This is a genomic window from Microbacterium sp. bgisy207 (assembly GCF_965345035.1).
Classification (GTDB): domain Bacteria; phylum Actinomycetota; class Actinomycetes; order Actinomycetales; family Microbacteriaceae; genus Microbacterium.
The window spans coordinates 61352-83391 of sequence record NZ_CBDRMG010000006.1 but is presented as its reverse complement, the minus strand read 5'-3'; the positions used below and the strand labels follow the sequence as shown (position 1 = coordinate 83391).

Annotated in this window: 17 protein-coding genes; 8 read left to right on the top strand and 9 right to left on the bottom strand. The window is 68.4% G+C overall.

Translation table 11 applies throughout. From position 1 onward, the window contains the following. Positions 1-49 precede the first annotated feature (49 nt). Both ACSGC5_RS07230 and ACSGC5_RS07225 read left to right on the top strand, forming a co-directional pair. Positions 50-826 carry a PP2C family protein-serine/threonine phosphatase gene (locus ACSGC5_RS07230; RefSeq protein WP_434969975.1) on the top strand — a complete coding sequence of 259 codons (777 nt, stop codon included), beginning with the start codon at positions 50-52 and terminating at the stop codon, positions 824-826. 95 nt (positions 827-921) lie between these two features. Further along, entirely contained in the window at positions 922-3744 is a 2823-nt protein-coding gene (locus tag ACSGC5_RS07225; protein WP_434969974.1) for an FtsK/SpoIIIE domain-containing protein, read from the top strand. Between the two features lie 7 nt (positions 3745-3751). On the opposite strand, the gene ACSGC5_RS07220 is transcribed toward ACSGC5_RS07225, so the two are convergent. Next, positions 3752-4741 carry an asparaginase gene (locus ACSGC5_RS07220; RefSeq protein ID WP_434969973.1) on the bottom strand — a complete coding sequence of 330 codons (990 nt, stop codon included), beginning with the start codon at positions 4739-4741 and terminating at the stop codon, positions 3752-3754. A 60-nt stretch (positions 4742-4801) separates the two neighbouring features. Between ACSGC5_RS07220 and ACSGC5_RS07215 the strand changes: the two genes are divergently transcribed. Further along, positions 4802-5284: an OsmC family protein gene (locus ACSGC5_RS07215; RefSeq protein ID WP_434969972.1), complete on the top strand. Its 483-nt coding sequence runs from the start codon at positions 4802-4804 to the stop codon at positions 5282-5284. Between the two features lie 7 nt (positions 5285-5291). Here the strand turns inward: ACSGC5_RS07215 and ACSGC5_RS07210 are convergent, their stop codons facing one another. Further along, positions 5292-6008: a lysophospholipid acyltransferase family protein gene (locus ACSGC5_RS07210; protein WP_434970092.1), complete on the bottom strand. Its 717-nt coding sequence runs from the start codon at positions 6006-6008 to the stop codon at positions 5292-5294. 192 nt (positions 6009-6200) lie between these two features. Here ACSGC5_RS07210 and ACSGC5_RS07205 point away from each other — a divergent pair, with 192 nt between their 5' ends. Further along, entirely contained in the window at positions 6201-7151 is a 951-nt protein-coding gene (locus ACSGC5_RS07205) for an FKBP-type peptidyl-prolyl cis-trans isomerase (RefSeq protein WP_434969971.1), read from the top strand. Between the two features lie 65 nt (positions 7152-7216). Continuing rightward, positions 7217-8296, top strand: coding sequence for a 1-deoxy-D-xylulose-5-phosphate reductoisomerase (gene dxr / locus ACSGC5_RS07200; protein ID WP_434969970.1), 1080 nt, complete (start codon positions 7217-7219; stop codon positions 8294-8296). Between the two features lie 141 nt (positions 8297-8437). Here the strand turns inward: dxr and pflA are convergent, their stop codons facing one another. From pflA to ACSGC5_RS07180, 4 genes are all read right to left on the bottom strand, one after another. Continuing rightward, positions 8438-9250 (bottom strand): pyruvate formate-lyase-activating protein, encoded by an 813-nt coding sequence (pflA, locus tag ACSGC5_RS07195; RefSeq protein ID WP_434969969.1) that lies wholly within the window; start codon positions 9248-9250, stop codon positions 8438-8440. Position 9251: 1 nt separating this feature from the next. Beyond that, complete coding sequence (pflB, locus tag ACSGC5_RS07190; RefSeq protein WP_434969968.1) at positions 9252-11522, bottom strand: formate C-acetyltransferase; 2271 nt, start codon at positions 11520-11522, stop codon at positions 9252-9254. 181 nt (positions 11523-11703) lie between these two features. Then, positions 11704-11967, bottom strand: coding sequence for a GlsB/YeaQ/YmgE family stress response membrane protein (locus tag ACSGC5_RS07185; protein WP_434969967.1), 264 nt, complete (start codon positions 11965-11967; stop codon positions 11704-11706). 35 nt (positions 11968-12002) lie between these two features. Beyond that, positions 12003-13649, bottom strand: a complete 1647-nt coding sequence (locus tag ACSGC5_RS07180) for a Mur ligase family protein (RefSeq protein ID WP_434969966.1) — start codon at positions 13647-13649, stop codon at positions 12003-12005. A gap of 64 nt (positions 13650-13713) precedes the next feature. Between ACSGC5_RS07180 and ACSGC5_RS07175 the strand changes: the two genes are divergently transcribed. Continuing rightward, positions 13714-15033 carry a M50 family metallopeptidase gene (locus tag ACSGC5_RS07175; RefSeq protein ID WP_434969965.1) on the top strand — a complete coding sequence of 440 codons (1320 nt, stop codon included), beginning with the start codon at positions 13714-13716 and terminating at the stop codon, positions 15031-15033. A 42-nt stretch (positions 15034-15075) separates the two neighbouring features. Here the strand turns inward: ACSGC5_RS07175 and ACSGC5_RS07170 are convergent, their stop codons facing one another. Beyond that, complete coding sequence (locus ACSGC5_RS07170) at positions 15076-16983, bottom strand: chorismate-binding protein (RefSeq protein WP_434969964.1); 1908 nt, start codon at positions 16981-16983, stop codon at positions 15076-15078. 197 nt (positions 16984-17180) lie between these two features. Here ACSGC5_RS07170 and ACSGC5_RS07165 point away from each other — a divergent pair, with 197 nt between their 5' ends. Further along, positions 17181-17465, top strand: a complete 285-nt coding sequence (locus tag ACSGC5_RS07165) for a 2TM domain-containing protein (protein ID WP_434969963.1) — start codon at positions 17181-17183, stop codon at positions 17463-17465. Positions 17466-17544: 79 nt separating this feature from the next. Further along, positions 17545-18675: a flavodoxin-dependent (E)-4-hydroxy-3-methylbut-2-enyl-diphosphate synthase gene (gene ispG, locus ACSGC5_RS07160; RefSeq protein ID WP_434970091.1), complete on the top strand. Its 1131-nt coding sequence runs from the start codon at positions 17545-17547 to the stop codon at positions 18673-18675. 108 nt (positions 18676-18783) lie between these two features. Here ispG and ACSGC5_RS07155 read toward each other — a convergent pair whose 3' ends face one another. Together ACSGC5_RS07155 and treS are read right to left on the bottom strand one after the other, a co-directional pair. After that, positions 18784-20229, bottom strand: coding sequence for a maltokinase N-terminal cap-like domain-containing protein (locus tag ACSGC5_RS07155; protein ID WP_434969962.1), 1446 nt, complete (start codon positions 20227-20229; stop codon positions 18784-18786). Then, complete coding sequence (gene treS, locus ACSGC5_RS07150) at positions 20226-21992, bottom strand: maltose alpha-D-glucosyltransferase (protein WP_434969961.1); 1767 nt, start codon at positions 21990-21992, stop codon at positions 20226-20228. Before treS ends, ACSGC5_RS07155 begins: the two co-directional genes overlap by 4 nt. Between the last annotated feature and the right edge of the window lie 48 nt (positions 21993-22040).

The following is a 22040-nucleotide window of genomic DNA, read 5'->3' as shown; positions in this document are numbered from 1 at the left end:
GACGGTCGGTGCCTCGCGCCGATCCCGACAACGACGAGGAAAGGGTCGCGTGGCCGAGGTTTCCGCCCATTCCCATACCGTCGATCTGACGCGCGACCGGCTGGAGCTCGCTTGGGCCGCCGTGACGCACACGGGCCGTCGACGCGAGATCAATCAGGATGCCGTGCTCGCAGAGTTTCCGCTGTTCGTGGTGGCCGACGGTATGGGGGGCCACATCGGCGGCGAGATCGCCAGCGCGAGCGCCGTCGAACGTCTCCACGCGGTCGCCGACACGGGATCAGTGTCGACGAAGGCCATCGAGAAAGCCCTGGCCCGGGCGGTCAAGGACATCGCCGCGCGCCCGGAGGCGACGGATGAGGCGACCGGAACGACCGTCACAGGCTTGTTCCTCGACCTTTCCGGAGCCGAGCCATCCTGGGTGGCCCTGAACATCGGCGACTCGCGCGTTTACCTGTTGCGCGATGGGGCGATCGTGCAGGTCACGACCGACCACTCGGTGGTGCAGGAGCTCATCGCCTCTGGCCGTCTCAGCCCGGACGAGGCGGAGAACCACCCGTACGGCAACGTCATCACCCGGGCGCTTGGCCCGAGCGAAAGCGTGACTCCCGACTACGTCAGGCTCGACGTGGTCGACGGCGACAGGTTCGTGATCTGCTCGGACGGGTTGACCAAGGAACTCACCGACTTCGGTATCCAGCATTTCCTTACGGTCCACGCCGAGCCCGAAGCCGCCGTCGAGGCGATGCTCGATGCCGCCTTGGAAAACGGCGGGCGCGACAACATCTCGATCGTCGTCGTGAACGTTGCGAGGGTGCCCGGCGTCTGAGGACGCATTCCTCCCCAGCGGCGTGTGACGGGCCGTCGTGCGGCCCTGCTGCAAGAGACGGTCGGGCGGGCGCTCCAGACTGGTGGTCTGGAGCCATGGGTTTTCTCGCTCGTCCCTCACTGCGCCGGATGCCGTCGACCACGGCGCGCGCCGTCGATCCCGGCAGGAGCGGCGTTCCGATCCTCGCGACGGCGGTTCCGGTGCTCGGCGCCGTCGGACTGTGGGCGCTGACCGGATCCGTGCTGAGCCTGTGGTTTGCCGCGCTCGCCCCGATGCTGGCATTGGCGGCCATCGGGGATCGCCGCTGGGCGGCGCACCGCGCTCGGCGCCGTGCGGGGATCGCCGCTGCCCGAAGCGCGGCCTCGCGCGCCGCCGCAGTCGACGCGCTGGTCACGCGGGAGCGCGACCGTGCCTGGCGCCGATCGCCGGACATCCGTCGCCTCCTGGATGAACCGGGGGAGGTGTGGCGCGCGATCCCCGGTCGTCAGGGGTACGTGCTGCTGGGCTGCGGCGACATGAGGGTCGACCGCACGCCCGACCTCGACGCGCCGCGCGAGGAGCTCACCGAGGAGTCCGGTTTCCCGCGCACGACAGACCAGACGGTGACGGTACCTGACGCTCCCGTTGCGATACCGCTGCAGGGACGGATCGAGGTGGCCGGAGCCGAACCACTCGTGGCGGCAACCGTGCGGGCGATCGTGACGCACGCCTGCCTCGTGCACCCGCCCGGCGACCTCGAGATCGTGGGCGAGATCCCCGACGGTCACCCCTGGATCGAGCAGCTCCCGCACCGATTCACCCCGGGACGACGGAGGCTGGGGCTCGTCTCGACCCACCGATGGGATTTCTCGACACCGGAGCTCGACGCCGTCATCCTGGTCGGCGGTTCCGGCATCGGCGGTGGCGGCGTGCAGATCACGGTGGGTGATGCGGGAACCGGAATCGCTGCGGCAACCGTGGATACCGGCGAGACCTGCCACGCGTTCCGCCCACAGCTGCTCTCCGAGCTGCAGGCACGCGCGGTGGCTCGCTCCCTGCGCGTTCGGGTTGCACCGACGTCTTCGGACACGGAGCCGCAGCCGCTGGCGAGCCTGCTGGATTCAGCGGTCCCGCTGGTGCGCGCGGAGCGCTCCCGGACACTTGCCACCGTCATCGGTCAGACGGGCTCCGATCCTTTTGCGGTGGACCTCGTGTCGGAGGGGCCTCACGCCCTGGTCGTCGGAACCACCGGCAGCGGCAAGAGCGAGCTTCTGCGCACCTGGGTCGCCGGCATGGCCGCACGGTTCAGCCCGGCAGAGGTGGTGTTCGTCCTCGCGGACTTCAAAGGCGGCACCGCCTTCTCCTCGCTTCGAGCCCTGCCTCACGTCACCGGCGTGCTCACAGACCTCGACGAAGCCGAAGCGGCGCGAGGCTTGGAGAGCTTACGCGCCGAGGTGCGCCGCCGGGAAAGCGCGCTCGCAGCGGCCGGGATTCGCGATATCGGCGAGGGAGGGACCGATCTGGCCCGGTTGGTCGTCGTCGTCGATGAGTTCGCGACGCTGCTGGCGGCCCACCCCGAGCTCGCGGGGTTGTTCGTGGATCTGGCCGCTCGGGGCAGGGCGCTCGGCATCCACATCGTCCTGGGCACCCAGCGAGCTACCGGCGTCTTTCGGGACGCGCTCCTGGCCAACTGCGCACTGCGCATCGTGCTTCGGGCGGCAGATGCCGCTGACAGCCGCCTCATGATCGGCGACGACACCGGTGCGCGGATACCCGCGCGAGGCGCGCGCGCCGTGGGCAGCGCACTGGTCAAGCGTGCCCACGACGATCGACCGGTGCCGGTGCGAGTCGCGATGGTCGGTGAGGATCTGCTCTCGCGGATCGCGGGGAGAGCCGGATCCGCGCCGGTCAGCTCACCCTGGCTCGAGCCGCTTCCCGACTCCGTGACGCTTCCCGATCCCCCGATCGGTGATGGCCGGATCCTGGTCGGACTGGCCGACGAGCCCCAGTTCCAACGGCAGCGACCTGTCGGGCTCGATCCGGGGTCGCGCGGCCTCTGCGTGATCGGAGCCGGCTCATCGGGTGTCACGACCGCGCTGTGGACGGTGGCGACCCAATACCACCGCATCGATGCCTGGGTGGATGCCGGCGATCCCGAGTCGGCGTGGGATGACCTCACCAGGGTCGCAGCTGAGCGGGTCGGGGCGGACCGACGCGGAGTCGTCGTTGTCGACGCGGCGGACGCGCTGCTCTCCACGCTTCCGCTCGACTACGCGAACGCCGTCGTGAGCATGCTCGAGTCGATAGCGCGGACCTCCCGCGACGATAGCCCGCTCCTCCTGGGTGCCGAACGCCTCACGGGGCCGCTCGCGCGAGTCGCGGATCTCCTTCCGCACCGCCTCCTGCTCCGGCACGTTCAGCGTCCCGACTTTCTCGCGCACGGCGGACGGGCCGGCCACCACGACCCGGCCGCGCCGCCTGGCAGGGGCCGCTTCGACGGAACGCTGATTCAGACGTTCCGGCCCAGGACTCCTCTCGAGCCTCCGCACCCGCCTCCCGCGCCCCGGTGGCAGCCGGCATCCGGGATCACGCCGTGGGTCACGCGCGCGACACCCGGGGCCGGGCGGCTCCACACGCTCTGGCAGGAGGCGGGCATTGCGGTCACAGACGCTGACGAGGCTCTCGGACCGGACGGGCGCCCCGAGCTCGATGACGGGCGGACCCGTGTGCTGCGCGCCGACCCGGAACAGTGGCAGAGGCAGTGGACGCTTCTGATGTCCCTGCGGGCGCAGCGGCCACTGCTCATCGACCCGTCGTGCGCCGGGGAGTATCGGCTCCTCACGGGACGCCGTGAGCTTCCGCCGTTGTGTGTCTCCGGTGTCGGCCGCGGCTGGCTTGTAGAGCCGGGACGAGAAGTCAGGCGAGTCCGACTGGGGTGAGGTCTGCTCAGAACGCGGGAGAGATGGCCCCGACGTCGCGTCCGCCGCCACGAACTCGCAGGGGCAGCGCCTCACGTGCCCGTGTCACGTCCGCCGCCGAGAGGGCGCCTGCCCGCTCCAGGAGTCGGAGCGCGACCACACCGGCAGCACGGCCCGAGCCGTCGAGCATCTTGAGAGCGACGGTCGTGCCGTCGGGTGCGACCATGATCATCACGCCCTCCGCCCCGCCTTTCGCGAAGACACCCGTGGTTTCGACCGCGATCGTGTCCGGGCGGCCGGGACCGTCGATCGCCCACGGATGCTCTCGCACCGCTGCGACCAGCGCTGCCGCGTTTCGGTGCAACGCGAAGGGGGACCGCTCCGAGGATCCCCCGATCCGGTGCGCCGCCTTTGCGAGACCGGACAAGCTCACGGCGAAGACGGGAGCTCCGCATCCGTCGACGACGATGGCCTGGACGCGCTCACCCGTGAGCCGTTCCACGAGTTCACGGATCTGCACCTGCAGCGGATGCTCCGGATCCAGGTAGGTCTCGCGCTCCCATCCCTGAGCGACGCACGCCGCCAGCATTGCGGCATGCTTGCCCGAGCAGTTCATGCGGAGCCGCTCAGGTTCGCCGGCGGCACGCACCAGCGTGTCGCGGGTGGTCGTGTCCGCTGGCCACGCAGGCGGACACTGGAGCGAGCGCTCATCCACCCCGGCGCTGTCCAGGATGTCGCGAACGACGGCGACATGGCGGTCTGTGCCGGAGTGACTCGCTGTCGCAAGCGCGAGCGACTGGCCCGCGAGCGGCGCGCCCGCGGCCATGCAGGCGAGGGCCTGGACCGGCTTCAGGGAGGACCGGGGCAGGATGGGAGCGTCGACGTCGCCGAGGCGCTCGATCACCTGCCCGTCCGGGTCGAGAACGAGGGCCGCTCCGGCATGACGCGACTCCACGAATCCGCCGCGCTCGACGCGCGCGAGCTCGACGGCTCCGGCAACAGAGAGGGTCTCAGGCACCCTCACAGCCTATCCGCGCCGCCGCTGCCGATCCCGGGGAGGCGGTGACAGACTGACCTCATGTTGGGCGAGCACGATTACACGATCCATGCCGAGTGGACGGGCAACCGCGGTGTGGGGACGTCGGGGTACCGCGAGTACTCCCGTGACGTCACCCTCCGTGTCGACGGAAAGCCCGATCTTCTCGCATCCAGCGACAAGCCGTTCCGCGGAGATGCGTCGCGGTGGAACCCGGAGGATCTCCTGGTTGCCGCTCTCAGCGAGTGCCACCTGCTGTCCTACCTGCACGCTGCGGTGCGGGCGGGTGTCGTTGTCGTCGCCTACCGCGACCGTGCCATCGGAACGATGGTCGAGGACGGGCGCGGCGGGGGCAGGTTCCGCGAGGTGACGCTGCATCCTGTGGTCACGGTGGCACAGGAGGGGATGCGTGCCGCGGCTGAAGCCGCCCACCGGCAGGCGAATGAGTGGTGCTTCATCGCCAACTCGGTGAATTTCCCCGTCCGTCACGTGCCGACGACTCTCGTGGTGGGGGCAGACGGCTGAGACGGCGTCAGCGCCGTTCGTGGGGGAGCGCCTGCTTGATGCGCTCGATCGGGGACTGGGGCTGGAGTTCGTTGTAGGTACCTGCGAGCTCCTGCCCGGAGAGGGCGTGTATCGCCGCCATGATCTCGTCCGTCGCGCCGCGGCGAGCGCGCCCCGAGCCCGAGTCTCCGTGGTGGGAAAGGTCCAGCGGTGCGCCGAACTTGACGGTGACGCGATGCTTCAGCGACGGCATGGTGGCACCCTTGGGCATGACCTTGTCGGTGCCGATGAGGCCCACGGGCACCACCGGCGCGCCGGTTTGCAGGGCCAGGAACGCCACGCCCGTCCGTCCCTTGTACAGACGGCCGTCGAGCGAGCGCGTACCCTCCGGGTAAAGGGCCACCGCGCTTCCGCGCTCCAGCAGCGCGCGCTGCTGATCGAGGGCGTCCAGGGCGGCCTGGCCGGCGCCCCGGCGCACCGGGATGGCGCCGATCGAGGTGAAGAACTGTCGTGAGGCCCACCCAGAAAGCCCCTTGCCCTCGAAGTAGCTCGATTTTGCGAGGAAGTGGACCTGGCGGGGCGCGGCAACCGGAATGGCGATGGAGTCGATGAAGGAGAGGTGGTTGCTCGCGAAGATCACCGGACCGGTCTTGGGCACGAGATCCTTGCCCTCCACCCGGGGTCGGTAGACCAGGCGAGCAAGTGGCGTCACCACCATGCGTCCGAGCGCATACGTGAGCCCCATGCGGCGGCGGCGCCCTCGCTGGCCGTCGGCGGACTCCTCGGGCTCGGGGGCATTCGATTCGACCGTCACCCATCGAGGCTACCGTCGATTCCATTCCGGGACAGGAATGGTGCGGGGTCTGCGATTCCCAGCAGAGACAGAGGAAGTGTGCGACAGGATGGGAACTCCCCTCCCACACAGCAGAGGACCATTGTGCGCTCACGTCCCCTTGTCGCCCTGACCGTTGCCGCGGCCGCCGCTCTCTTTCTCGCCGGGTGCACGTCGAACCCGGACACCGATCCCACCGCTACGACGGTCGATGACGGGGGGCTCTGCGCGGCTGCGGCAGAGCCAGGTCCCGTCTCGGAGTCCGTCACCGTCGAGGGCGAGTTCGGGGCCATTCCCACTGCTACCTTCAGCACGCCGATCGCGGTGGACGCCATGCAGCGCAGCGTCGCCATCGACGGCGACGGCACACCCCTCACCGACGGGGCCTACGTGACCTATGCCCTCACCGTGTTCGACGGGGACACCGGGGAGCAGGTGGATGCCGCGGGGTATGGCGACACCGATCCGCTCGCCCCGATTCCGGTGGAGGTCGGCACGGGCATCGGTGAGTTCTTCGGATGCGCGAAAGCGGGGTCCCGCATCGTCCTGGCCGTGCCAGGCCAAGGAGATGTCGCCGCTCAGATCTACGTCCTCGACGTGCTCGAGGTGACCCCGGCCGACCAGTGGTGCCAGGTCGTGGAGGCCGACGCCGCGATGCCGACGGTGACCTTCGACGACGCCGGCGTTCCGACGGTCACGGTTCCCGGCTCCGCGCCGCCGAGCGGTGTCGTGGTCGAGGTGCTCGAAGAGGGCGACGGCGACGTCGTGGAGCCCGGCGACAGCGTGACCCTCAACTACACCGGCGTGAAGTGGAGCGATGGCTCGGTCTTCGACTCCAGCTGGGAACGCGGCTCGCCGGCGACGTTCGCGACGACCGATGTCGTATCCGGATTCCAGCGCGCCATCGAGGGGCAGAAGGTCGGTTCGACGGTGCTCGTGACGATGTCGCCGCTGTGCGGCTACGGCGACGCGTCGGCCACCAACACGCACGAGCTCGCGGGCGAGACGCTTGTCTTCGTCGTGGAGATCATCTCCAGCGAGCCTGCCGCCGGGTGACGGTGACGCGGCGGCTGCCGGCATCGCGCCCCGGGCGCGGGGAACGGTCTCGATAGGCTGAGCGCATGCGCCGTGTCATCATCCTCGGTTCGAGCGGTTCGATCGGGACCCAGGCGCTCGATGTGATCCGTGCCAACCGGGATCGTTTCGAAGTCGTGGGGCTGGCCACCGGAAGTCGGCGGGACGTACTCGACGCTCAGGCTCGCGAGTTCGGCGTCGAGCATGTGGCAGTGGGCATCGGCGAGGCAGAGCAGCTCGTCCGTGAGGTCGAGACGGATGTCGTGCTCAACGGCATCACGGGCTCGGTGGGTTTGGGGCCGACTCTCGCGGCGCTCGAGGAGGGACGCACCCTCGCGCTCGCGAACAAGGAGTCGCTCATCGTCGGTGGCGAGCTCGTGACCGCGATTGCGCGTCCCGGTCAGATCGTCCCGGTGGACTCCGAGCACTCGGCGATCGCACAGGCGCTGCGCTCGGGGGAGCGCTCAGAAGTGCGACGGCTGGTCCTCACCGCATCGGGTGGACCGTTCCGCGGCCGCTCGCGCGAGGAACTCGACCGTGTCACTCCCGCCCAGGCCCTGGCGCATCCCACCTGGAACATGGGCCGCGTCGTGACGACGAACTCGGCGACTCTCGTGAACAAGGGTCTCGAGGTGATCGAGGCTCATCTGCTGTTCGACGTGCCCTACCCGCAGATCGATGTCGTCGTTCACCCGCAGTCGATCGTGCATTCCATGGTCGAGTTCACCGACGGGTCCACGATCGCGCAGGCCTCGCCGCCCGACATGCGACTGCCCATATCGCTCGGCCTGGACTGGCCGCATCGCATCGCCGGCATCGGTGTCCCGCTCGACTGGAGCACCGGAACGTCGTGGACGTTCGAACCGCTGGACGAGGCCGCCTTCCCGGCCGTCGCGCTGGCCAAGCGGGTAGGACGCGCCGGCGGCACATACCCTGCGGTCTTCAACGCCGCCAACGAGGTCGCGGTGGACGCCTTCCACGAGGGACGCCTCGGCTTTCTCGGCATCCTGGAGACCGTGGAGCGGGTTGTGGAGGCGCACGACGCGCCGTCGGCGCTGACCCGGGAGAGCCTCTCGGATGCCGAGCAGTGGGCACGGCGCACGGCATCCGAACTTCTGCCCTCCTGACGGCCCGCCCAGGGCGCGAACCCACACGACTCGGCGCGAACCCACAGGATTCGCGTGCGAGAACGTGTGGGCTCGGCGCGGAAGGTGTGGGTTCGCGCCCTGGTTCGCGCTGAGGCGCTGACAGACTGAGATGCGGGGGAGTCAGTAGGTGGTCAGGCCGCGCGCGCGGAACTGGCCCCGGACGCGGTCGATCAGTTCGGGCTCGGGCGCCCGCGTCTCGGCGAGCGTGTAGGCGCGGCCCAATCGGTCCCATTTCGACGCGCCCATCTGGTGGAAGGGCAGCACCTCGACTCGCTCGACGTTCGGCCACTGCGCGACGATGTCGGCGACCGCGTCGACGTTGTCTTCGGCATCCGTCAGGCCCGGAACCAGGACGAACCGGATCCAGGTGGGGACGCCGCGACGGGCCAGCCGGTCACCGAAATCGATCGTCGGCTGCAGGTCACGGCCCGTGACCGTCCGGTAGGTGTCCGGGATGCCTGACTTGACGTCCAGCAGGACGAGACTCAGGTCCTCGAGCATCTCGTCGGAGGCATTGCGGCCGAGGTAGCCGGAGGTATCGATCGCGGTGTGGATGCCGGAGGCCGCCGCGTCGTGCAGGATGCGCGCCACGAAGGCCGGTTGCTGCAGGGGCTCACCGCCGGAGATCGTCAACCCGCCGCCGGTCGCGCGGAACACTCCTGCGTAGCGGCGGATGCGGCCGACGACCTCGGCAAGGGTCGTCGGTGTGCCATCCTTCTGCATCCACGTGTCGGGGTTCTGGCAGTACTGGCAGCGCAGCGGGCAGCCGGAGAGGAACAGTGTCATCCTCGTTCCCGGGCCATCGACGGCGGTCACCAGCTCCCAGGAGTGGACACTTCCCACCTCGCCGGCACGGGCCGCCTCCAGACGCGCGTGGTGCGTCTGGAGGCGGCCCGCGTGGACCGTCGGCTGGGGGAGCGCGACGGCGGCCATGTCAGACCCCCGCGTGGAAGGTGCGGCTGATCACGTCGAGCTGCTGTTCGCGCGTCAACCGGACGAAGTTGACGGCGTATCCGGAGACGCGGATCGTCAGCTGCGGGTACTCCTCGGGGTGTGCCATCGCGTCCTCGAGCGTCTCGCGCGTGAGCACATTGACGTTGAGGTGATAGCCGCCCGCGGCCATCTGCGCATCCAGCAGGCCGACCAGATTCGTGACTCGCTCCTGCTCGGTGCGACCCAGCCCCGCAGGGACCACGGTCGTGGTCAGGGAGATGCCATCCTGAGCCTGATCGAAGGGAAGCTTGGCCACCGACAGGGTGGCTGCCAGCATGCCGTGCGTGTCGCGGCCGTTCATCGGGTTCGCACCCGGAGCGAACGGGGCGCCCGCCCGGCGGCCATCCGGGGTGTTCCCGGTCTTCTTGCCGTAGACCACGTTCGAGGTGATCGTCAGTACCGACTGCGTGTGCACCGCATTGCGGTACGTCGGGTGGGTGCGCAGCATCTCCATGAACTCGGTGACCAGTTCGCGGGCGATGTCGTCGACGCGGTCGTCGTCATTGCCGTAGAGCGGGAAGTCGCCGTCGACGAGGTAGTCGACCACGAGGCCGGTCTCATCGCGCACGGGTGTCACTGTGGCGTACTTGATCGCCGACAGCGAGTCTGCAGCGACGGACAGTCCTGCGATCCCGCAGGCCATCGTGCGCAGCACCTCCCGGTCGTGCAGCGCCATCTCGAGCCGCTCGTACGCGTACTTGTCGTGCATGTAGTGGATGCAGTTCAGAGCGTCCACGTAGGTCTCGGCGAGCCACTCCATCATCGTGCGGAACTTGCCACGCACATCGGCGTAGTCCAGAACCTCGCCGGTAGCGGGGGGCATGACCGGCGCGACCTGCGTGCCCGTGATCTCGTCGCGCCCGCCGTTGATGGCGTACAGCAGTGTCTTTGCGAGGTTGACGCGTGCGCCGAAGAACTGCATCTGCTTGCCCACGCTCATGGGGGATACGCAGCACGCGATGGCCGCGTCGTCGCCGCAGAGGCCTCGGATGAGCGCATCGGACTCGTACTGGATGGAGGACGTGTCGATCGAGACCTTTGCGCAGAACTCCTTGAAGCCCCGCGGCAGATCGTTCGACCACAGCACCGTCAGGTTCGGTTCCGGGGCCGGCCCGAGGTTGTAGAGCGTTTGGAGGAAGCGGAATGCGGTCTTGGTGACAAGCGTGCGCCCGTCAACGCCCGTGCCCCCCAGCGACTCGGTCACCCATGTCGGGTCACCGGAGAACAGGGCGTCGTACTCGGGCGTGCGCAGGAAGCGCACGATCCGAAGCTTGATGACGAGGTCGTCGATGAGTTCTTGCACATCGGTCTCGGTGAGCACTCCCGCGGCGAGGTCGCGTTCGACGTAGACGTCGAGGAATCCGGTGTTGCGGCCGAAGCTCATGGCTGCGCCGTTCTGCTCCTTCACGGCACCGAGGTAGGCGAAGTACAGCCACTGGATCGCCTCACGGGCGTTCGCGGCGGGACGGGAGATGTCGTAGCCGTAGCTCTGCGCCATGAGCGTGAGCTCCTGCAGGGCCCTGATCTGCTCGGCGTTCTCCTCCCGATCGCGGATGATCTCCTCGGTCGAGAAGTGCATGTCCAGTTCCGCGTGCTCGGCCTTCTTCGCGTCGATCAGCGCTGCCGTGCCGTAGAGGGCGACCCGGCGGTAGTCGCCGATGATCCGTCCGCGACCGTAGGCGTCGGGCAGCCCCGTGATGATGTGGCTGCTGCGTGCGCGGCGCACGGCGGGCGGGTAGACGTCGAAGACGCCGTCGTTGTGGGTCTTGCGGTAGGTCGTGAAGATCTTCTCCAGATCCTCCGGCACGTCGTATCCGTAGGTCTCGAGGGCGCCCTTGACCATGCGCCACCCGCCATTGGGCATGATGGCGCGCTTGAGTGGGGCATCCGTCTGGAGGCCCACGATGAGCTCGTCGTCGCGGGCGATGTAGCCCGGTGCGTGCGAGGTGATCGTCGACGGAGTCGTCGCGTCGACGTCGTACACGCCGCGCTCTCGCTCGGTGGGGAACATCGCTGTGAGGGTGTGCCAGACACGCTGCGTGCGCTCGGTCGGACCGGCGAGGAACGAGGCGTCACCGCTGTAGGGGGTGTAGTTGCGCTGAATGAAGTCGCGCACGTCGATGGCGTCCTGCCAGGGTCCGGCGACGAAGCCGTTCCATGCCGGGGGGAGGGTGTCAGCGTTGTCGGTCCGGACGGGGGTTGCGGTGCTCATGGCGCATCTCCTTCGTGGGTGTCGAAGTGTTGGCCGCTCGCGGGATGGCGGGGGTTCCGCTATCGCGGGAGTGCTTCTGGCTACGACGCTAGACCCGCTGCGGCGACCTGACGGAAAGATGCACGAATCCGCCTGACCCTGTGGTCTGACCACACGATTTCTTGTGGTCAGACCACAAGTCTCAACCGCGCCGGCGTCCGAAGATGAGGCCGAACAGGAGCAGCACGACGATCGAGCCCAGGAGCGCGAACACCCAGCCCGAGAAGTTCCAGAACGTCGTGTACACATCGAGACCGAACAGCCCTGCGATCCATCCGCCGACCATCGCGCCGAGAAGCCCGAGCAGGATGGCGACGAACCAGCCTCCGACCTGCTTGCCGGGCAGGATGATGCGGGCGATGACGCCCGTCAGGATGCCGAGAACGGCGAAGGCGATGAATCCCACGGGATCGGTCCTCTCGAGTCGGGTGACGCGGATCTTCAGTCGGGATAGGGCACGGGCCACCGCGGCTCGGGAACTGGCCATCCCGCGTCCCGAAGGGCTCGTCGCGAGAGTTCCCGCGCCGAGTAGGGGGTGCGCACGCCGCGGATGTCGCGGTAGTCCTGGTGGCCCGGTCCTGCCCACAGGATCGCGTCGCCGTCGCCGACCAGCGCGACAGCCTCGACGATCGCGCGTTCGGGCGGCGAGTACTCGTGGATCTCGGCATCCGGCCGTGCCCGCCGCGCTCCCTCGAGCAGCGTGGCACGGATCGAGTCGGGGTCCTCGAACCGCGGATGGTGATCCGTGATCACGAGGATGTCGCTGCCGAGCACTGCCGTTCGCCCCATGTCGTGTCGTTTGCTCTTGTCGCGGTCGCCGTCAGCGCCGAAGAGCATCAGCACGCGACCAGGCGTGACGCGACGCACGGCCGCAAGCGTCTTCTCGAACGCGTCAGGGGAGTGGCCGAAGTCGACGTAGATTGCGGGGCCGGTGGGTCCCGAGACGAGCTCGGTGCGTCCGGGCAGATAGGCGCGGATCACGTCGTCGTCGAGGGTGCCTGCGATGCGTTCCCAGTCGTAGCCGGCTTCGACGATCATCACGATCGCTTGCGCCGCGTTCGCGGCCATGTGACGGCCGATCACAGGGACGGTCGTGGTCAGACGCCGGCCTTGCGGCCCCGCCAGAGCGAACCGGGTCCCGTCCGGCAGCTCGTCGAGGATCTCGACTGTCCAGTCCGCTCCGGCGGCGGCATCCGGATCCGCGGCGATCGCGGGGGTGCCGATCGTGACGTACGGCACCTCGCACGCTGCGACGACGTCGGCGCCGGATGCGGAGTCGAGGCAGATGACGGCGCGCCGAGACCGGTCAGGACGAAACAGCGGCAGCTTGGCCTGGAAGTACTCGCTCATGTCTGCGTAGTCGTCCAGGTGGTCGTGGGAGAGGTTCGTGAAGCCGGCGACGTCGAACACGATCCCATCGACGCGTCGGCGGCTGAGGGCCTGCGCACTGACCTCGACGGCGACCGCCTCGACTCCGCGCTCACGCATGAGCGCCAGCAGAGCGTGCATCTCGTACGCTTCGGGAGTCGTGAGCCGTGAGACGATCACGTCGCCGGCGATGTGACGCTCGGCGGTGGAGGACAACCCCGAAGTGACGCCCAGCTGCGTCAGGATCCCCTCGAGCAGGTGCGACACGCTCGTCTTGCCGTTGGTCCCGGTCGTCCCGAAGAGGATCGGAAGCTCGTCGTCCGGTCCGGTCGCGTAGATCCACGCGGACAGGGAGCCCAGGCATCCTCGGGGGTCGGGCACCACGATGGTCGGCAGTCCGCTCGCGAGAGCGCGCTTGCGGCCTGCGGCATCCGTGACGATGGCGACAGCCCCGCGAGCTGCAGCGTCGGCGGCGAACTCTGCGCCGTGCCGCGTACCGCCCTGCACCGCGACGAACAGATCGCCCGCGCGCAGGTCGGCCGTCGCAAGCGTGAGGCCGGTGACGGATGCCGACGACTCGGCTGCGGCATCGCTCGCCTGCTCGCCCGCGTCGCGCCGCTCGACGGCAGCGCCGAGGTGCGCGGCGAGATCCGCGAGGCGGTGCACGGGCGGATGCTCCGGCCGAAGCACGGGCGGCAGGTTCGCGGAATCGGTCGGCATGGCGCATCCATCTTCTCACCCGCGCGCTGGGCTGACTCCAAGGCAGAGCCGATAGCGTGGCGGCGTGGATCTGGTCGCCTTCATCGTCGGTGTCGTGGTGCTCGTCGTGGGCCTCGCGATCTCGATCGCGCTGCATGAGATTGGGCATCTCGTTCCCGCCAAGCGGTTCGGGGTGCGCGTCGGCCAGTACATGGTCGGTTTCGGACCCACGCTCTGGTCGCGACGCCGCGGGGAGACCGAATACGGCATCAAGGCGATTCCGCTCGGCGGCTACATCTCGATGGCGGGGATGTACCCGCCCTCGCCCGCCGCCCGCGCCGCAGCGTCGGACGGATCCGCGGCGGCGGGCCGCGCGGGTGGCGGGTTCTTCGCCACGATGGTGCAGGACGCACGCGCGGCGAACGACGAGACGCTCGAGAGTGCCGACGACACCCGTGTCTTCTACCGGCTGCCGGTCTCCAAGCGCGTCATCATCATGCTCGGCGGGCCGCTCATGAACCTTGTGTTCGCGGTCGTGCTCATGGCCATCGTGCTCACCGGCATCGGCGTGCAGACCGTCACGAGCACCGTCGCCTCGGTCAGCGCGTGTGTCCCCGCGGCCGCCGACACCTCGTGTCAGCCGGGCGATCCTGCGTCACCGGCGGCGGAGGCCGGCATCCAGCCCGGCGACGTGATCGTTTCGGTCGGCGGCGAGGAGGTCTCGGACTTCGCCGAAGCTGCCGCTCTCATCCAGGCGGCGCCCGGCGAGAGTGTGCCGCTCGTCGTCGACCGCGACGGGCAAACACTCGCGCTGACGGTGGTTCCCGATGTCGTCACGCGTCAGATCGTCGACGATAACGGCCAGACAGTGGATGCCGAGGTCGGCGTCATCGGTGTGACGGGCACCGTCGAGTTCGTCCGCCAGCCGATCTGGTCGGCGCCCGCCGCGGTCGCAGACAACGTCGCCGCCGTCGCGGGCATCGTTGTGCAGCTTCCCGTGAAGGTGTACGAAACCGCGGCGTCGCTGGTGACGGGAGAGGAACGCGATCCCAACGGGCCGCTGAGCATCGTGGGCGCGGGAGCGATCGCCGGCGAGGTGGCTGCGACGGATGCGCCGGTCATCAACCGCGTCGCCGTCATCCTGTCACTGCTGGCGTCGCTGAACATCGCCCTGTTCGTCTTCAATCTCATTCCGCTGCTGCCCTTGGACGGCGGGCATATCGCGGTCGCGCTGTGGGGCGGCATCCGGAGCTGGTGGGCACGCGTTCGCGGCAAGGCGGAACCCGCCCCGATCGACGCGACCAGACTCGTGCCGCTCACCTTCGTCGTCGTGATCGCGCTCATCGTGATGGGCGGCATCCTGATCATCGCCGACCTGGTGAACCCGATCTCCCTCCTGGGCTGAGCGGCGATTCGGAGGGGCCGATGGATTGACCGGTCCCGGAGGTCAGGCGCTCTGGGTGCTCAGCGCCCAGGCGATCAGCTGCTCCAGGGTCGACATGCCGTCGCGCGAGAGAATCGACTCCAGATGCCCCTGCACGGAGGCAAATCCCGCACCTCGGAGAGCGTAGACGTCGCCGGTCGTCGCATCGGCGGAGATCTCCACGCCGCTGGGCGTGTGGCCCGGTTCGACCCGGGCAGTGAACGTGTTGTAGAAGCCGATCGATGCGGGGTGCCCGAAGACGTCGACGGTCAGCTGCATCCCCTGGTGCGGCTGGGCGAGGGGCGCGAGACCCATACCGAGTTCGCTCGCCAGGATCTGGTGGCTCAGGCACACTGTCAACAGCGGCAGCGATGACATCCGCCGCCGCGTGATGATCTCGCGCAACCGCGCCATCCGCGGTGAGGCAGGATCGAGCGGGTCGCCGGGGCCGGGGCCCGACACCAGCAGCTCCGCCGAGTCCACCTCGTCGTCGCTGACGGCATCCCAGGGAACGATCGAGACGTCCAGGCCCAGATGGCTCAGCTGGTGCGCGAGCATCGTGGTGAAGCGGTCCTCAGCGTCCACCACGAGTGCGCGATGACCGGCGAACGGTCCGGAATCCGCCGGCGCCTGCGGGTTCAACCAGAAGGGCGCGAGCCGCGCGTTGCGGGACTCGAGCAACGCTGCGATCGTCGGATCGTCGGCCAAGCGTCGGGGAGCGCCGGCCGGTGCATCTTCGTCGACGGGCACCGCCGCGCGGGGGATCGCCCCGATCGCCCCGAGCACACCGGCCGCCTTCCCGTGCGTCTCGCTGACCTCGCCGTAGGGATCGGAGTGGCGAACGAGGGTCGCACCGACGGGCACCCGAAGGCGGCCGTCCTCAAGATAGGCAGTCCGGATGAGGATCGGCGCGTCGAGGTCGTGGGTGACCTCGCCGGGGCCGGCATCCGTCCGCGGCGTGAACAGTGCGGCGACGCCGGAGTAGTACCCGCGCGGCGTCTTCTCGTGGCGTGTGATCACCGTGCACGCGTTCTGCATGGGCGAACCGGTGACGGTCGGCGCGAACATCGTCTCCCGCAGGATGTCACGCGGGTCGAGGCGACTGGACCCGCGCAGCATGTACTCGGTGTGGGTGAGTCGGGACATCTCCTTGAGGTGCGGACCGGTGATCCGTCCACCGTCCGTGCACACGGCGCTCATCATCTTGAGCTCTTCGTCGACGACCATGAACAGCTCCTCGGTCTCCTTCGTGGAGCGCAGGAACTCGCTGAGGTTCTCGACGGTGGCACCCTCCGCGGGGTGGCGGAACGTCCCCGAGATCGGGTTCATGGTCACCACGCCCGCTTCCGCGCTGACGTGGGCCTCGGGACTGGCTCCCACCGCGACGTGACCGTCGGTCACGACCGCGAACGTCCAGTACGCCCCGCGTTCGTGCTCGAGGAGGGCGCGGAACCAGGCGAGCGCTGCCACGCGCGGGTCGGCGTCGACCTCGGCCGTGAAGTCGCGACGGATGACGAAGTTCGCCCCTTCGCCGCGACCGATCTCATCGGCGATCACGCGGCGGACGATGTCGGCATACGATTCGTCATCGATGTCGAACCCCGCGGCGCGCAAGGGGATGTCATCGTGCGGAAGCACCGCCAGTGCCTCGCTCCGGAGGTACGTCGCGCGCTGCGTGATCACGAGGCACCGAAGGGGTGCGTCGTCGTCCAGGCAGTCGAAGCCCCGTTCGCGCACCTGGCGGAACGGCACGAGGGCAAGGACTTCCCGTGGCGTGCCGTCGACGCCCAGCAGCGGGATGTCGCGAAGCAGATCGACGTCGACGATCTCGCCGGTGAGCAACTCCACGGTGTCGGCGTCACGGGCGAGGATCGCGAACGGGATGTCGCTGTGGGCGAGCCCGGCGAGCGGGGGAAGGGGGGTCCCGGTCATGGTCGGTCTTTCGTCGTGGGGCGGCCACCCTCACAAAGAAGACCGCCCCGGGGCGGTCTCTGCGTCAACGCGAGCACACCGCCTCAAGCGGTGGGCCACCAAGCGGTGCTCGCGAACATGCGCCGAAACTACCACAGCGGCAGCGGGTCGGACCGAGACTCTGGCGCTACGGCACGCACTCGCAATACATTCGAGACATGACTGATCCGCAGGGTACGAGTGGTTCCGACGAGCTCCGCCAACGCGCGGTCGCAAGTCTTCGCGCGAAGCAGGGGTTCTGGTACACGCTGGCGACGTGGGTGGTGCTCTCGATCTTCTTCGTTCTCATCTGGGCGCTCACGGGCATGGGCTACTTCTGGCCCGCCTGGCCGATCGCGGGGATCGCGATCGGTGTCGCCTTCTCCGCGTTCAACGCCTACGGACCTACCCGCGGCGCGCTCACCGAGAGCAAGATCCAGGACGAGATGCGCCGACTGCAGTAGGCGTGATGCATCTGGGGAGGTCGGCCTGCCACTCAGCCGGAATGCGTAGGCTGGTCCCGTGCCAGCTGTGAACATCGGAATGCCGAAGGTCCCCGAAACCCTCGCTCCGCGCCGCAAGAGCCGCCAGATCAAGGTGGGCAAGGTCCTCGTCGGCGGTGACGCTCCCGTCAGCGTTCAGTCGATGACGACGACTCCGACGACCAACATCAACGCGACCCTGCAGCAGATCGCCGAGTTGACGGCGTCCGGGTGTGAGATCGTGCGCGTCGCCGTTCCCTCCCAGGACGACGCTGACGTGCTGCACATCATCGCCGCGAAGAGTCAGATTCCGGTCATCGCCGACATTCACTTCCAACCCAAGTACGTCTTCCAGGCCATCGACGCCGGGTGCGCCGCGGTGCGCGTGAACCCCGGAAACATCCGCAAGTTCGACGACCAGGTCGGCGCGATCGCGAAGGCCGCGCAGGCCGCCGGCGTGTCACTGCGGATCGGCGTGAACGCCGGGTCGCTCGATAGACGTCTTCTGGAGAAGTACGGTAAGGCCACCCCGGAAGCGCTCGTGGAGAGCGCGGTGTGGGAGGCGTCACTGTTCGAGGAGCACGACTTCCACGACTTCAAGATCTCGGTCAAGCACAATGATCCCGTCGTCATGGTGAAGGCCTACCGGCTGCTGGCCGAGCGGGGCGACTGGCCTCTGCACCTCGGTGTGACCGAGGCCGGTCCGGCCTTCCAGGGCACGATCAAGTCGGCCACGGCGTTCGGAATCCTTCTCGGCGAGGGGATCGGAGACACCATCCGCGTGTCGCTCTCGGCCCCGCCCGCCGAGGAAGTCAAGGTCGGTCACCAGATCCTGCAGTCACTGAATCTTCGGGAGCGCAAGCTCGAGATCGTCTCGTGCCCGTCGTGCGGCCGGGCCCAGGTCGACGTGTACTCGCTCGCCGACAACGTCACTGAGGGGCTCAAGGACATGACCGTCCCGCTGCGGGTGGCGGTGATGGGCTGCGTCGTGAACGGACCCGGCGAAGCGCGGGATGCCGACCTCGGCGTGGCGTCGGGCAATGGCAAGGGGCAGATCTTCGTCAAGGGTGAGGTCATCAAGACCGTTCCCGAATCAGAGATCGTCGCGACCCTCATCGAGGAGGCCAACCGTCTCGCCGATGAGATGGGACCGGATGCGCCGCTGGGCACCGCGCAGGTCGTGACGAGCTAGGGCGCGGCGAACCGGCACCCGATGAATGGGGACCGGGCGAGGGAACCGTGCCGGGGCGCGGTCGCGGCGGTGTGCCTCCCCCGGTGGGCTTCCGTGCTGCGGGATCGCTCAGGTCTCGGTGACCCGTTCCAGGGCTTCGAGGGGGATCGACACCCATGACGGACGATTGCGTGTCTCGTACATGACTTCGTAGACAGCCTTGTCGGCGACGTAGGCGTCCAGGAGCACGCGGTGGGCCCGCGTCGCCTCGCCGGCCGGGGCTTCCGACTCGCCGCTCGCGCCGCGGACCGCGGCGACATACGCGGCCACGAAGTGTTCCCGAGCGCGGGCCGACCACTCCCGGGCGCGCGCAGTGCGCAGTGCTCGCCCGTCGTCGTCATCGGCATCCGTCCCGGACGACATGTCGATGATGGCCGCGGCGTAGTCGAAGGAGCGCAGCATCCCCGCGACGTCTCGCCACGGCGAATCGGGCAACGATCGCTCGCGGAACGGTCTGCCCGGCTCACCCTCGAAGTCCACGATGCGCCAGCCGTGCGACGTGCGCAGCGTCTGCCCGAGGTGAAGGTCACCGTGGACACGCTGAACGTCGAGCCCGCGGAGTTGCGCGACCGCGGCATACAGGTGGTGCAGGTGCGGCACAACCCTCTCGAGGTCGGGCACGAAGCGCCGCGCATGGTCGAGTCGCTCCCGCATCGCCCGCGCGAGCTCGGCTGTCGCGTCGGCTCCACGGCGGCTGGCGGGAAAACGGTCGCGCAGGAGGGCGTGGACATCGGCGAGGGCTTCACCCAGCCGGGCTGCCTCGCCGGCGAAATCTCCGCCGGAGTCTTCGACCCGCTGCTCCGGGTCGGCGAGGAGGGTGCGCACGCTGGCGACCGCGAGCTCGAAGCCGTCGGTGGCCGTCGCCAGGAACTCCTGCAGCATCGCTGTCTGCAGGAGCTCGCCGTCGACATCCACTTCGACCCAGCCGTACAGCTGCGCGATATGCTGCGAGCCCCCTCGCGTGAGCTCTTCGTGGATCTCGATGTCGGGATTGATCCCGGGGCTCACCTTACGGAACAGCTTCATGATCGCGGTGTCGTCGAACCTCGCCGACGAGTTCGACTGCTCGCCGGTCATGGGGGAGGAGACGAGTGACGCGTCGAGTGGGTCTGCGTCGGTCACTCGGCGGAATCGCATCCGGTCGACGTGTGCGGTGCCGGTGCCCTCGGCCGCGATGAACCCGTCGAGCCACAGCTGCATGGCTTCGCGGTCGTGTATGGCGTCATAGAGATGGATGGGGGTGCCCTCGGCGTCGAGCGTGCCGACGTAGGCGTGGCTCAGCCGCTCCTCCATGTCCTCATACCCGCTGAGGGGCACCTGGTACAGCTCGATCCCCGCGTCGTCGTCGCGGTAGGCGACGGTGACAAGGTAGAGCGCGAGGTAGGGTCTGCCGTTGTGGGGGGCCACTTCGGCGATGGTGCGGACGTGTTCGACCTCGAACGGCCGGCCCTTGCCGCCGAACCACCGGGTCCGTACCAGGTAGTTCTCCAGGAGAGCGTTGTCGACAGCGGTCACAGCAGCCCTACCTCCTCTGCGTCGTCGGCCGGTGCATGTAGTTGGAACCAGAAGAAGCCGTGGCCGCCGAGCGTGAGCAGGTACGGCAGTTCTCCGATCCGGGGGAAGGGCACGCCGCCGACGAGCTCGACGGGCACGAGGCCCTCGAAGCGGCGCAGATCCAGTTCGACCGGCTGCGGAAACTGCGACAGGTTGTTGACGCAGATGATGACATCCACCGTGCCATCGTCGTTGGTGTGTTCTCGCGAGTAGGACAGCACCGACGGGTTCGAGCCCCCGAGGTCGTTGAAGCTGCCGAGCCCGAACGCGGGGTGGCGTTTGCGGGCCTGGATCATCTGCCGCGTCCACTGCAGCAGCGACGACCGGTTCTCCTGCTGGGCCTCGACGTTCACCGCGAGATACCCGTGCACCGGATCCTGCACGATCGGTAGCGCGAGCTTGCCGGGATTGGCGCTCGAGAATCCGGCGTTGCGGTCCGAGGTCCACTGCATGGGCGTGCGCACACCGTCGCGGTCACCGAGCCAGATGTTGTCGCCCATCCCGATCTCGTCGCCGTAGTACAGCACGGGTGCGCCGGGCAGCGAGAGCAGCAGGGCGGTGAACAGTTCGATGCGGTCGAGGTCGTTATCGAGCAGCGGGGCCAGGCGGCGCCGGATGCCGATGTTGGCCTTCATGCGCGGATCCTGCGCGTACTCGTTCCACATGTAGTCGCGGTCTTCGTCGGTGACCATCTCGAGGGTCAGCTCGTCGTGGTTTCGCAGGAAGATGCCCCACTGACATCCAGAGGGGATGGGCGGAGTCTCCGCGAGGATGTCGCTGATCGGGTACCGCGATTCGCGGCGTACGGCCATGAAGATGCGCGGCATGACCGGAAAGTGGAAGCACATGTGGCATTCGTCGCCGCCGACGTCGGGATCGCCGAAGTAGTCGACGACGTCGGCAGGCCACTGGTTGGCTTCTGCCAGCAGCACGCGACCGGGGTATTCGCGGTCCACGATGCGGCGCACCTTCTTGAGGAACTCGTGCGTCTCGGGCAGGTTTTCGCCGTTGGTCCCGGGGCGTTCGTACAGGTAGGGCACGGCGTCGAGGCGAAAGCCGTCGAGGCCCATGTCGAGCCAGAATCGCATCGCGTCCAGGACGGCGTCGTGCACCCGCGGGTTGTCGAAGTTCAGATCGGGCTGGTGCGAGAAGAATCGGTGCCAGAAGTACTGCTGGCGCACGGGGTCCCAGGTCCAGTTGCTCGGTTCGGTGTCGACGAAGATGATCCGGGCGTCCTCGTACAGCTCGTCGGTGTCGCTCCACACGTAGAAGTCGCCGTACTCGCCATCCGGATCGCGCCGACTCTCCTGGAACCACGGATGCTCGTCGCTGGTGTGGTTCATGACGAAGTCGATGATGACGCGCATACCCCGCTCGTGGGCGGCATCGAGGAACTCCTGGAAGTCCTCGATGGTCCCCAGTCCCGGCTGTATGCCGGTGTAGTCGGCGACGTCGTACCCGCCGTCGCGCAAGGGCGAGGGGAAGAATGGCGGCAACCACAAGCAGTCGACCCCGAGCCACTGCAGGTAGTCGAGCTTGTCGATCAGGCCCCGAAAGTCGCCTGTGCCATCCCCGTCGCTGTCTTTGAAGGATCGGACGAGAACCTCGTAGAACACCGCGGTCTTGAACCATTCCGGCTCGGCGCTGCCGGGAGTGTCGGGGAACGGCTCCTGCGTCAGGATCGGGATGGAAACCGTGTTGGTGGTCGGCTCCGCGGCGGTCATGCATTCCTCCCGTGGCTCCGGATAGCGATAGGTGAGCCGTCCGGTCGT